12 protein-coding genes are annotated in these 12,830 nt (G+C 60.9%); 3 read left to right on the plus strand and 9 right to left on the minus strand.

The window, feature by feature from the left end; all coding sequences use genetic code 11:
* Positions 1-124: 124 nt before the first annotated feature.
* A complete protein-coding gene (locus J3P77_RS21145; protein WP_434678514.1) occupies positions 125-595 on the minus strand; it encodes an Lrp/AsnC family transcriptional regulator in 471 nt (156 codons plus the stop codon).
* A 125-nt stretch (positions 596-720) separates the two neighbouring features.
* On the opposite strand from J3P77_RS21145, the gene J3P77_RS21150 reads away from it, so the two are divergent.
* The 3 genes from J3P77_RS21150 (at position 721) to J3P77_RS21160 (ending at position 3,703) form a co-directional block, all read left to right on the plus strand.
* The gene (locus J3P77_RS21150) at positions 721-1,068 is read left to right on the plus strand and encodes a hypothetical protein (RefSeq protein WP_434678515.1); all 348 of its coding nucleotides are present in this window, start codon (positions 721-723) and stop codon (positions 1,066-1,068) included.
* A gap of 105 nt (positions 1,069-1,173) precedes the next feature.
* Positions 1,174-2,958: a GspE/PulE family protein gene (locus J3P77_RS21155; RefSeq protein WP_434678516.1), complete on the plus strand. Its 1,785-nt coding sequence runs from the start codon at positions 1,174-1,176 to the stop codon at positions 2,956-2,958.
* 424 nt (positions 2,959-3,382) lie between these two features.
* Complete coding sequence (locus tag J3P77_RS21160) at positions 3,383-3,703, plus strand: DUF2388 domain-containing protein (protein WP_434678517.1); 321 nt, start codon at positions 3,383-3,385, stop codon at positions 3,701-3,703.
* A gap of 51 nt (positions 3,704-3,754) precedes the next feature.
* On the opposite strand, the gene gcvH is transcribed toward J3P77_RS21160, so the two are convergent.
* From gcvH to J3P77_RS21200, 8 genes are all read right to left on the minus strand, one after another.
* Positions 3,755-4,141 carry a glycine cleavage system protein GcvH gene (gene gcvH / locus J3P77_RS21165; protein WP_434678518.1) on the minus strand — a complete coding sequence of 129 codons (387 nt, stop codon included), beginning with the start codon at positions 4,139-4,141 and terminating at the stop codon, positions 3,755-3,757.
* Positions 4,142-4,185: 44 nt separating this feature from the next.
* Positions 4,186-5,268 (minus strand): glycine cleavage system aminomethyltransferase GcvT, encoded by a 1,083-nt coding sequence (gene gcvT / locus J3P77_RS21170; RefSeq protein ID WP_434678519.1) that lies wholly within the window; start codon positions 5,266-5,268, stop codon positions 4,186-4,188.
* A gap of 154 nt (positions 5,269-5,422) precedes the next feature.
* Positions 5,423-7,039, minus strand: coding sequence for an ABC transporter permease (locus J3P77_RS21175; RefSeq protein WP_434678520.1), 1,617 nt, complete (start codon positions 7,037-7,039; stop codon positions 5,423-5,425).
* 56 nt (positions 7,040-7,095) lie between these two features.
* On the minus strand, positions 7,096-8,097 hold the full coding sequence (locus J3P77_RS21180) for an extracellular solute-binding protein (protein ID WP_434678521.1): 1,002 nt from the start codon (positions 8,095-8,097) through the stop codon (positions 7,096-7,098).
* Positions 8,098-8,295: 198 nt separating this feature from the next.
* The gene (locus J3P77_RS21185) at positions 8,296-9,516 is read right to left on the minus strand and encodes a 2-octaprenyl-3-methyl-6-methoxy-1,4-benzoquinol hydroxylase (protein WP_434678522.1); all 1,221 of its coding nucleotides are present in this window, start codon (positions 9,514-9,516) and stop codon (positions 8,296-8,298) included.
* A 34-nt stretch (positions 9,517-9,550) separates the two neighbouring features.
* Positions 9,551-10,738 carry a 2-octaprenyl-6-methoxyphenyl hydroxylase gene (ubiH, locus tag J3P77_RS21190; RefSeq protein ID WP_434678523.1) on the minus strand — a complete coding sequence of 396 codons (1,188 nt, stop codon included), beginning with the start codon at positions 10,736-10,738 and terminating at the stop codon, positions 9,551-9,553.
* Positions 10,735-12,069, minus strand: coding sequence for a Xaa-Pro aminopeptidase (pepP, locus tag J3P77_RS21195; RefSeq protein ID WP_434678525.1), 1,335 nt, complete (start codon positions 12,067-12,069; stop codon positions 10,735-10,737). The genes ubiH and pepP overlap by 4 nt, the downstream gene beginning before the upstream one ends.
* Before the next feature lie 72 nt (positions 12,070-12,141).
* Entirely contained in the window at positions 12,142-12,696 is a 555-nt protein-coding gene (locus J3P77_RS21200) for a YecA family protein (protein ID WP_434678526.1), read from the minus strand.
* Between the last annotated feature and the right edge of the window lie 134 nt (positions 12,697-12,830).

The raw sequence follows: 12,830 nt of genomic DNA on the forward strand, positions 1-12,830 counted from the left end.
GCGCAGCTTTTGTGGGAGGGAGCTTGCTCGCGACACCCGTAGTTCAGGCGAAATATATGTACAGCCCGATCGGTCGTCGCGAGCAAGCTCCCTCTCACATCAGTGCAGTCCGGTGGCACCAGGGTTATTTCAACAACGGCAGGCTCGTTGTCGACTTGATCTCGGACAGCGCTACGGTGGAGTTCACTTCCTGAATCCCCGGCACCAGCGACAGCTTCTCGAAGAAGAATCGCTCATACGCCTCGATGTCCGGCGTGACTATGCGCAGCAGGAAGTCCACCGACCCCATCAGTACGTAACATTCCAGCACCTCGGGGAAGCCGCGAATCGCATCGGTGAACTCGGTAAAGTTGGAGCGGCCGTGGGCGTTGAGTTTGACCTCAGCGAAGATCTGGGTATTCAGCCCGATCTTCTTGCGATCCAGCAAGGTGACCTGGCGACGGATCACGCCTTCATCCTTGAGCCGCTGAATCCGGCGCCAGCACGGCGACTGCGACAGGCCTACCTGTTCGGCGATCTGTGCGCTGGACAGCGAGGCATCGTCCTGCAGCAGAGCAAGAATCTTGCGGTCGTAGCTATCCAGCTCGGTTTGCATAATCAATTCTCGATCAGAGTTTTCTGGGCATTAACAAGTCGTAACAAGCGTAATCCAATCGATCAACGATCAGAAATTTCTTTTCTGGCATGCAAGACTTTTCTCCATTGAACAGGAGATGCCAGATGCCCACTCTCGAAGCCGTGAATACCCCCGTACACCGCGTCGACACCTGGTCGGCGACCAGTATTCATTGTGGCGCCAGCTACCGGATCGTGGCCTGCGCCGAACCGGCGTTGCTGTGTCAGGTACTGAACCTGTTTGCCTTGCAATACCTGGTACCACGGGAAGTTTCGGTAAGTCGCGTGGATGATTTGTTGACCATCGAGGTGGCAATCGACGGCCTGAGCTGGCATCGTGCGCAGGTCATTGGTGAGAAAATGCGCAACTTGATCGACGTATGCTCGGTTGAACTGACGCGGCTCGACTCGGTCGATCCTGTACAACATCACGTCGCCCTGGCAGCCGGCTAACATCTCGCGAAAAATCGACAACACCGGTCACACAGCGAAGCTCATATCGGTCTGCCCGGGCGCTACTCTTGCTCATCGTCAAGATGAACTGTTCAAGGAGCGCGCATGGCAGTCCTCGCCCCCTCTTCCCAAGATCGCTGGCTGGATCTGAATGACCTGCTGCGGGATCTGGTCGCGCAGGGCCATCTTGGCCAGGATGACGCGGAAACAGCGCTTACTCAGCGGCGCAGCGCTGCCAATATCCAGCTTCACCCGCTCGAATTTCTCGCTTCGCTGCAGTTCGATGACCTCAAGCGTCCCGGCAAGCGCCTGGATCTGGAAACTCTCACCGCGTGGCTGGCCCAGGAATGCGGCCAGCCGTACATGCGCATCGACCCGCTGAAGATCAACGTCACGGCGGTAACGCCCCTGATGTCCTACGCCTTTGCGCAACGCCACAAGATTCTGGCGGTTGCCATCGACCGCGAATCGGTGACCATTGCCAGTGCTCAGCCTTATGTGCGCTCGTGGGAGGCGGACCTTGCCCATGTGCTGAAACTCCCGATCAAGCGCGTTGTGGCGAATCCGGTGGATATTCAGCGGGTGGCGGTCGAGTTTTTCAGGTTGGCCAAATCGGTCAGCGGCGCCAATTCGACTGAACAGAAAATGAGCAACATGGGCAACTTCGAACAGTTGCTCAAGCTTGGCGCCAGTGATCAGGAGCCTGATGCCAACGATGCTCACATCGTCAACATCGTTGACTGGCTGTTTCAATACGCATTCCAGCAGCGCGCCAGCGATATTCATATCGAGCCGCGACGCGAGCAAGGCACGGTGCGGTTCCGCATCGACGGCGTGTTGCACAACGTCTATCAGTTTCCGCCTCAAGTGGTCATGGCTGTCGTCAGCCGCCTCAAGAGCCTGGGCCGCATGAACGTGGCGGAAAAGCGCAAGCCGCAGGACGGCCGGGTCAAGACCACGACACCCGATGGCGGCGAGGTGGAGCTGCGGCTTTCCACGTTGCCCACAGCGTTCGGCGAAAAGATGGTCATGCGGATTTTCGACCCGGAAGTGTTGCTGAAGAATTTCGATCAGTTGGGGTTTTCCAATGACGATCTGCGGCGCTGGCAGGACATGACCCGCCAGCCCAACGGCATCATCCTGGTGACCGGCCCGACTGGCTCGGGCAAAACCACCACGCTCTACACCACCCTCAAAAAACTGGCGACCTCGGAGGTCAACCTCTGCACCATCGAAGACCCGATCGAGATGGTGGAACCGGCGTTCAACCAGATGCAGGTGCAGCACAACATCGACCTGAATTTCGCCAGCGGAGTCCGGGCACTGATGCGACAAGACCCGGACATCATCATGATTGGCGAGATTCGCGATCTGGAAACTGCGGAAATGGCTATTCAGGCAGCGCTGACCGGGCACCTGGTGCTGTCGACCCTGCACACCAACGACGCTCCAAGTGCAATCAGCCGCATGCTCGAACTGGGCGTCCCGCATTACTTGCTCAAGGCCACGATTCTGGGCGTCATGGCGCAGCGTCTGGTCCGGACCCTGTGCCCGCATTGCAAGGCGCCGATCAATCTGAACGAGACCGATTGGCAGACGCTGACGCGACCCTGGCAAGCACCGGTACCTACGGGTGCGCACCAGGCTGTGGGTTGCGTGGAATGCCGCGAAACAGGCTACCGAGGCCGGGCAGGCGTCTACGAAATCATGTTGATGTCCGATAACGTCAAGGCGCTGATTTCGGCGGATCTGGACCTCACCGCGATGCGCCGTCAGGCGTTCAAGGAAGGCATGCGCAGCTTGCGTCTGTCCGGCGCGCAGAAGGTATCGGCGGGCCTGACGACTCTGGAGGAAGTGCTGCGGGTCACGCCGCAGAGTGAACAGCGCTGATCCTTCACCTCCGCGTGGCTGCACCGACCTCTTCGCCAGCAAGCTGCCTCCTACAGTTCAGCAGCGTGCCGCAGCACTGTGGACATGTGCCGCAGCCCTGTGGGAGCCAGCTTGCTGGCGAGAGGCAGAACTGCCGCAGCCGCTATGTCCTCTGTACCAAAGTCCTCGCCAGCAAGCTGGCTCCTACAGTTCAGCAATATGCCGCAGCACTGTGGACATGTGCCGCAGCCCTGTGGGAGCCAGCTTGCTGGCGAGAGGCAGAACTGCCGCAGTCGCTGTGTCGTCTGTACCTATGTCCTCGCCAGCAAGCGGGCTCCTACAAGACCACTCAAGACCGTTGCAGGCTCTCACGATGGGCTATTGAACTAGTCCTGTGCTGCGCCTATCCAAGTGATCAGAACAACCACAGTTGGAGTACCTGATTATGCGTCTCAAGTTTGCTGTTGCCACGGTAGCCTTGCTATCTCTTCCAGTCGGCTCAGCGATGGCTGACACTTTCTGGCGTAACGTGATTTCCTCGGGCGCGACCACCGGCTCGACTTACCTGACTTTCAAGGATCACAAGTTGATCGTTGCCGCTCAAGACGATGCCGGCAGTTTCGTTGCCAGTGACGGCGGGATTCGCGGCCCGTTCCTGGAAGCGGCTATTCAGCAGGTACGTAACGACAATCCGGGGCTGCAGGCGACAGACATGGATTTGGCCAACGCCATCCTGGACAAGAATCTGGTCGCCGAAAACCAGTAAGCGGCGCAAAAAAAATGCCGCTCAATCGAGCGGCTTTTTTTTGTGTCCGGTTTACTCGCCGATGGCGTTCCTGTAACCGGCGGCGTCCAGCAGCTTGCCCAAGTCGGCATCAGCGTTCGACGGAGCGATCTTGAAGATCCACGCGTCGTACGGGGTGCTGTTGAGCAACTCCGGGCTGGCGCCCAGCTCTTCGTTGACAGCGGTTACTTCGCCGGCAATCGGCGAGTAGATGTCGGACGCAGCCTTGACGGACTCCACGACGCCAGCAGCTTCGCCTGCGGCAAACACTTTGCCGACTTCCGGCAGCTCGACGAACACGACATCGCCCAATGCTTCCTGTGCATGGTCGGAGATACCGACCGTTACCGTGCCATCCGATTCCAGACGCGCCCATTCATGGCTTTCGGCGAAACGCAGTTCGGCGGGAATATTGCTCATTTAGTCATCCTCTACATCGAGTCAGCGGAAACCCGCCAGATAGGTTAGATAAGGACCTTGCCATGGCGCACGAACACCGGCTGTACGACCCGTACGGGATACCATTTGCCGCGGATTTCCACCTCGGCCCGGTCGGCGGTCGCCATGGGTACACGTGCCAGGGCAATGGATTTGCTTAGCGTAGGCGAGAAACTACCACTGGTGATCTCACCTTCGCCAATTTCTGCGATCCGCACAACCTGATGCGCCCGCAGCACGCCGCGCTCTTCGAGCACCAGGCCGACCAGCTTGGACGCCACACCACGGGCTCGTTCGTCCTGCAACGCAGCCCGCCCGATAAAGTCGCGTTCCGCCGGCTCCCACGCCACGGACCAGGCAATGTTGGAAACCAGAGGCGAGACGCCTTCGTCGATGTCCTGGCCGTACAGATTCATGCCGGCTTCCAGGCGCAGCGTATCGCGAGCTCCCAGGCCGATCGGCGAGATACCCGCACCAACCAGATCGTTGAAAAAGCTGGGCGCCTGTTCGGCCGGCAGCATGATCTCCAACCCGTCTTCGCCCGTGTAGCCGGTTCGGGCGATAAACCAGTCGCCTTCATCGTGGCCCTCAAAGGGCTGGAGCCTGCGAATCAGTTCGGCGCGAGAGCTGGTCACCAGCTCGGCGATCCGGCTCCGTGCCTGCGGCCCCTGAATGGCCAGCATGGACATTTCGTCTCTGGCGATCAGCTCCACATCGAAGCCCGCCAGCTGCGACTGCATCCAGGCCAGGTCCTTGGCACCGGTAGCCGCGTTGACCACAAGCCGATAACCGTTGGCGGTGAGGTAAACGATCATGTCATCGATGATGCCGCCACTGGCATCGAGCATGGCGCTGTAAAGCGCTCGACCCTCGCTCTTGAGGCGGTCGACATCGTTGGCGAGCAGGTAGCGCAGCCAGGCCTTGGCCTGACTGCCGATCACATCGATTACACGCATGTGAGAGACATCGAACACCCCGCAATCGCGGCGCACCTGATGGTGCTCCTCGACCTGCGATCCATAATGCAACGGCATGTCCCAACCACCAAAATCGACCATTTTCGCGCCAAGCGCGAGGTGCAGGTCAAAGAGGGGCGTACGCTGTCCCATGGGTTTCTCCTTCCGGGCGTGGCGAAGGCGCGGACCGGCAAATGTTCGACAAGCCCCCATGACTCGGGGTTTGCAGCAAATATCAGCTCATCGAAAAATCTGACAGACCGCACCGATTGCGGCGCATTGTAGCCGCATGGTGGGGGACCCGCACCTAGCCAATCTGCCGGGCAGAACGCCGGATCAGACCGATGACCGGCAACAGGCCGACGAGCACCAGCGTCAGGGCCGGTAACGCGGCCCGCGCCCACTCGCCTTCGCTGGTCATTTCGAAGATTCGGACGGCCAGCGTGTCCCAACCGAACGGGCGCATCAACAGGGTGGCCGGCATTTCCTTCAGCACGTCAACGAACACCAGCAGCGCGGCGCTCAAGGCACCCGGCACCAGCAACGGCAGATACACCTTCAAAAACAGCTTCGGTCCGCTGACGCCGAGGCTGCGCGCGGCCTCCGGAAGCGAAGGTCGGATGCGCGCCAGACTGTTTTCCAGCGGCCCGTACGCTACTGCGATGAAGCGCACCAGGTACGCGAGCAGCAACGCCGACAGGCTGCCCAGCAACAGCGGCTTGCCCGCGCCACCCAGCCAGCCGGACAGCGGGATCACCAGTACGCGATCCAGGTAGCTGAATGCCAACATGATGGACACCGCCAATACCGAGCCCGGCAGCGCGTAGCCCAGGTTGGCGATGCTGACGCCGGAACGAATCGCGCGAGTAGGCGCCATGCGCTGAGCAAAGGCCAGAATCAGCGCAACGCTCACTGTGATCAGCGCCGCAATGCCACCTAGATACAGCGTATGCAGAATCAGTCCGGTGTATCGCTCATCCAGGTCGAAACGGCCCCGCTGCCAGACCCAGACGATCAACTGCAACAGCGGCACCACAAAGGCGCAGGCAAACACCAGTCCACACCAGAACGTAGCGGCCAGAGCCTTGAAACCATGCAGGTGGTAGAGCGCCTTGCCACGAGGACGTTCGTTGGTGGGCCGGCTGGCTCCGCGCGCCCGGCGCTCGCCATACAGCACGATCATGACCGCCAGCAGCAACAGGCTGGCTAGCTGCGCCGCGCTCGAAAGGCTGAAGAAACCGTACCAGGTCTTGTAGATGGCGGTAGTGAAGGTGTCGAAATTGAAAACCGACACGGCGCCGAAATCAGCCAGCGTCTCCATCAATGCCAACGCCACGCCCGCGCCGATGGCCGGGCGAGCCATCGGCAGGGCAACCCGCCAGAACGCTTGCAGAGGCGATAGCCCGAGAACCCGCGCCGCTTCCATCAGGCCTTTGCCTTGAGCGAGGAAGGCGGTCCGCGCCAACAGGTAAACGTAGGGGTAAAACACCAGTACCAGAACCAGAATGACCCCGCCGGTGGACCGCACCCGAGGCAACCGTAGCCCGGTGCCGAACCAGTCGCGCATGAGGCTTTGTACCGGCCCGGAAAAATCCAGCAATCCGACAAAGACAAACGCCAGCACGTAGGCCGGGATGGCGAAAGGCAGCATCAACGCCCAGTCCAGCCAACGACGGCCGGGAAACTCGCACAGGCTGGTCAGCCAAGCCAGGCTCACGCCCAGCACGGTGACGCCAATCCCCACACCCAACAACAGCGTCGCCGTGTTGCCCAACAGGCGGGTCATCTGCGTGTCGAGCAGGTGGGACCAGATCTCGCGATCTATGGTCTCCCACGACAACAGCAACACGCTAAGCGGCAGCAGCACCAACGCGGCGATGGCGAAGACCAGAGGGTACCAGCGGCGTTGGGCGGGATGGGCCAAGGGGAAAACTCAGTGCAGAAAAGGAAGATGGCCCGTGTTAGGCGGCGGCTATTAAATCAATTCCAGCCGACGCGATCCATCATGCGAATCGCTTCGGCCTGACGCTTGCCCGCCACTTCGACGGGAATGGTGTCGGCCTTGAACGAACCCCAGCTTGCCACTTCATCAGACGGCGCAACCTTCGGGTTAGCCGGGAACTCCTGATTGACGCTGGAGAAGATGGTCTGCGCCTCGGGGCCGGTCATCCATTCGACCAGCGCCTTGGCTGCCTCGGGATGCGGCGCGAATTTGGTCAGGCCAATGCCCGACAGGTTCACGTGAACGCCACGGTCTGCCTGATTCGGCCAGAACAGTTTCACGGCCAGATTCGGATCCTGCTTGTGCAGGCGACCGTAATAATAGGAATTCACGATGCCAACGTCGCACTGCCCGGCGTTGATCGCTTCCAACACCGCGATGTCGTCGGAAAACACGTCGGTGGACAGGTTGTTGACCCAGCCCTTGAGGATCTTCTCCGAGGCTTCGGCGCCGTGGGTCTCGATCAGGGTTGCAGTCAATGACTGGTTGTAGACCTTCTTGGCCGTGCGCAGACAGAGTCGACCCTCCCAGTTCTTGTCCGCCAGCGCTTCGTAAGTACTCAGCTCCGCCGGTTTCACGCGGTCGGTGGAGTAAGCGACAGTCCGCGCTCGCAGACTCAGGCCTGTCCAGCCTTGGGTCGAGGAGCGATATTGAGGCGGGATGTTGCTCTCGATAACGGGTGTAATGAACGGCTGGAGAATGCCCATCTGTTCGGCCTGCCACAGGTTGCCGGCATCAACGGTCAATAGCAGGTCGGCGGTCGCATTCTCGCCCTCTGCCTTGATGCGCTGCATCAACGGCGCTTCCTTGTCGGTAATGAACTTGATCTTTACCCCGGTCTTGGCGGTGTAGGCGTCGAACACCGGTTTGATCAGTTCATCGATCCGAGAGGAATACACCACGACTTCATCGGCGGCCTGCGCAGTGCTGCCAAGAATGGCCAGTGTCAAAGCAGCCAGAATACGCTTGCTTGCCTGCATGGGAGTCTCTCGCGTTCGCAAATTGAGGCGAAATGGTAGTGAATACCATTTGCTATCTCAATCAGCGGGGGTCTTTAGACGTTACAGAATGTTGCGAGGCAAGCAATGCAGGAGCGCGCTTGCCCGCAACTGCATAATGCCAGTTGAACCATCCGGCACTGACACAACCCAGTCGCGGGCAAGCGCGCTCCTACGGGTCTAGAGCCGCGCCAGCTCAGGTAATTCGCCAGACAAACCCAGCGCCTCGCGCACGAACAGCGCCTTGGCTTCGGGCATCTGATTTACCAGCTTCAGACCGGTGTTGCGCAGCCAGCGCAACGGCATGCGGTCGGTCTGGAACAGGCGCTCGAAGCCTTCCATCGCGGCCATCAGCGCCAGGTTGTGCGGCATGCGGCGGCGCTCGTAGCGGGCAAGCACACGCATGTCAGCCAAGTTCTCGCCACGATCCGCGGCATGGCGGAGCACTTCGGCCAGCACCGCAGCGTCTAGAAAGCCAAGGTTCACGCCCTGCCCTGCAAGCGGGTGGATTGTGTGGGCAGCATCGCCAATCAGTGCCAGCCCTCTGGCGACATAACGCTTGGCGTGACGCTGGCGCAGAGGGACGCACAAGCGAGAGTCAGCGGCCAGCACCTGACCCAACCGCCCCTCGAAGGCCTGCTCAAGCGCGCGGCAGAATGGTTCGTCGCCCAGCGCCATCAGCCGCTCGGCTTCCTTGGGCGTGACCGACCAGACAATCGAGCACCAATGCTCGTCGCCACGCTCAAGCGGAAGAAAGGCCAGAGGACCGTCATCAGTGAATCGCTGCCAGGCTGTCCGCTTGTGCGAATCGGCACAACGAACGCTGGTGACGATGGCGTGGTGCATGTAGTCCCACTCCCGCGTCGGCGTGCCGGTCAGGCGGCGTACAGCGGAGTTGGCACCATCGGCAGCAATCACCAGCGGAGCACGCAATCGCCGCCCGTCGGAGAGGGTCAGCAGCCAGTCATCACCGGAATGGCGCATCTGCTCCAGCCGCGCATTGCCCAGCAGACCGATGTCGCTGTCATGCAGCCGGTCCAGCAAAGCGTCCTGCACCACACGGTTTTCCACGATATGCCCGAGCACATCGGCATGCACACTGGACGCCGAAAAGTGAATCTGCCCGGTGCCGCTGCCGTCCCAGACATGCATGTGCCCATACGGGCTGACGCGCCTCGCGGCAATGCCGTCCCACACATCGAGGCGTTGCAGAATTCGCTGGCTGGCGGCCGACAGCGCGCTGACCCGCGGTTCGAAGGCCGACTGCGAATCGAACGGTTTGACGCTCAGCGATCCGCCGTCGACGACAATGATGTCCAAACCACTGCCCTGCAAAGCCAATGCAAGAGCGCTGCCGACCATACCGGCTCCGACAATCAACACATCCGCGCGCGTTTCCATGCTTACTCGATCTCGTGAATGAAGTGTCGAAGCGTCAGACATCGGGGCGGGTTCCCAAGCCCATGGCCTGGCGGGCGAACCAGCGTTTGGCGGGCGGCAGCAGGTCGAGGCCGAGGAGGCCAAGGTTGCGTCCAGTAGCGATCACCGACTGTTTGCTGCCGAACAGGCGAGTCACCTTGTCGGAAAAGCCGACGGTGAGCTGCTGGTCCATACGTTGCCTGTCCCGATACGCTTGCAAGGTCGCCAGGTCGCCCAGCGGCCCATCGCTATCGAGCAGCGTTTCGGCAAGAGCATCGGCATCGCGCAAGGACAGGTTGAAACCTTGCCCGGCAATGGGGTGCAGGCTGTGGGCGGCATTGCCGAGGATCACGAGATTGGAGCGAATCTGTTCTTGCGCCTCGATCAGCGCCAGCGGGTAAACATGCCGTGCGCCTACCTGCCGCAAGGTACCCAGCCTGTAGCCGAACACACCTTGCAGTTCCTCAAGGAAGCTGCGGTCGTCCAGCGCGGCGAGACGTCGAGTGTCACTGCCAGTGCGTGTCCAGACCAGCGCACAACGGTTTTCCGGCAACGGCAGCAGCGCCATCGGGCCATCTTCGGTGAAACGCTCGAACGCCTGGCCGCAGTGAGCTTCGCTCGGGGTGATGTTGGCGATCAGCGCGCTCTGGTCGTAAGGCCGCTGGTGCACGGCGATACCCAGTTGTTCGCGCAGGCTGGAACGGCCACCGTCCGCGAGTATCGCCAGATCGCATTCCAGCTCAGTTTCGTCGTTGAGCGTCAGGCGATACCCGTCGGCGACAGCCTGCATGCTCTGGACTTCGGCCGGAACACGCCAACTGATGACATCGCTGTCCAGGGCTGCCCACAGGCATTGGCCCAGCCACGCGTTTTCGACCACGTAGCCCAGCGCCGGAACACCCTCTTCCATCGCCGACAGCCGAGTGGCGCCGAAGCGGCCCTGATCGGAAACCTGGATCTGCAGGATCGGCTCGGCGCGACGTGATATCTGCTGCCACAATCCGAGACGCTCGTAGATACGACGCGCGCCGAAAGATAATGCGGATGAACGTGCGTCGTAGCTCGGCTGCCAGGTTTCACCCGGCGCGAAGGGTTCGATCAGCACGATTTTCCAGCCGCGCGCCTTGGCACCGGCCTGCAGGGCAAGCGCAAGACTGGCACCGACCAGCCCGCCGCCCACGATGGCAAGATTGAAGCGGCTCATGCGGCCTCCACGCGCGCGGCGGCCATCAGTGCCTCGATTTCAGCGACTGTCTTGGGCACGCCGCTTGAGAGGATTTCGCACCCTTGTCGCGTGACGACCACGTCATCTTCGATTCGCACACCAATACCTCGCCATTTTTTCGCGACATTGTGATCGTCGGGAGAGATGTAGATCCCTGGCTCCACGGTGAGGGTCATGCCGACCTCAAGCACCCGCCATTCGCCGCCGACCTTGTAATCGCCGACGTCATGCACGTCCATGCCCAGCCAGTGCCCGGCACGATGCATATAGAACGCCTTGTGGGCTTCGTCCTGGATCAGCTGCTCGACGTCACCCTGCAACAGACCCAGCTCGACCAGGCCAGCGGTTATTACCTGGACCGTCGCCTCGTGGGCCTGGTTCCAATGCTTGCCGGGACCAATCGCCGCAAAGGCCGCCTGCTGCGCCTTGAGCACCAATTCATAGATCGCTTTCTGCTCAGGCGTGAAGCGACCATTGACCGGGAACGTGCGCGTGATATCGCTGGCGTAGCAGTCGATCTCGCAGCCCGCGTCGATCAGCACCAGATCACCATCCTTCAGAACGGCGTCGTTCTCCTGATAGTGCAGGATGCAGCCGTTGCGACCCGAGGCAACGATGGACCCGTAGGCCGGCATCTTTGCCCCGCCCTTGCGAAACTCGTAGTCGAGTTCGGCTTCCAGACTGAACTCGTGCAGCCCCGGGCGGCTTGCCTGCATGGCTCGCACGTGGGCCCGCGCGGAGATCTGCGCAGCCTCGCGCATGACCTTGATTTCAGCCGACGATTTATACAGCCGCATGTCATGAAGCAGATGATCCAGCGCAACGAACTCGTTGGGCGGCTGCGCGCCCAGATGGGCCTTGGACCGAATGGCGTTTATCCACTCCATCAAATGCCTATCGAACTCGGAGTTGCTGCCCATCGCCGAATACACCCGATCACGGCCTTCGATGAGGCCGGGCAGAATGTCGTCGATATCGCTGATGGGAAATGCGTCGTTGGCTCCGTAGTCGCGGATCGCGCCTTCCTGCCCCGCACGCAGCCCGTCCCACAGCTCCCGCTCGGGACTGCGCTCGCGGCAGAACAGCACATATTCGCCATACTCGCGCCCCGGAATCAGCACCGCTACCGCTTCAGGCTCGGGGAAGCCGCTTATGTACTGGAAGTCGCTGTCCTGGCGGTACACATGCTCGACATCCCGGTTGCGAATCGCAACAGCAGCGGCCGGAATAATGGCGATGCTGTTAGGCTCCATCTGGGCCATCAAGGCTTTGCGGCGCCGCGCGTACTCAGACTTGGGGATGCGGATCATGGGCGGTCGGTGTTCCTTGTGGAACGCATCGGCCAAAGCGCTGAGGCGCCCGGCCGAACGCGGTATGTGGACTCAGTGCAGGGAAGGCTTGGGCTGTGGCGCGGCCGACTTGTTGAGTTCGGTGAACAGCAGCAGCGGCGCAACCCGCAGGTATTCCATGACTTCCATGTAATCGGTCTCGCCGTCTTCGGACTCTTCCAGCGCATCCTGAACCTGCGCGATGGCAGCCAGGTCCTGAAGAACCTCGGTCGCTTCGACGCTCAGCACCTTGTCGCCAGCGGCCAGGCCAAAGCCCGACAGGAAACCCTGGCACCACTGGCCCAGCGCAGCGGCGCGGTCAGCCAGCGGCTCGTCGTCGCCAGGCAGCAAGAGCACGACGGTCATGTCGTCGCTGGTAAGCTCGCCCTTGACCATTTCCTGCAGGCCGATCAGGGCCTGACGAACGTTTTCCTGCGGCTCGGTTTCCAGAAGCACGGAGGCGTCGGCGAACCAGCCTTCGTTATCAAACCCGGCGCCTGCGCAACTGCGGCCCAGCAGCAGACCATGCAGCTCGGCAGGAGAAACAGGATGGCCGCTGCTGGTGAGCAGAGTGGCGAATGCTTTGTACGGGGAATTCTGAATGGGCATGGGTAGCTAGTCGCCAAACGGCGCAATGTCTAGAATGAAGGCCTTGTATCCTAGACTATCCGCGCGACAAGATCACCAAGGCGGCGGTCGGAGGCTTTGGCATAAGGTGGCTCCTCTGCCATTCATCAGAAAGT

This window comes from Pseudomonas sp. R1-18 (assembly GCF_051132095.1).
Lineage (GTDB): Bacteria > Pseudomonadota > Gammaproteobacteria > Pseudomonadales > Pseudomonadaceae > Aquipseudomonas.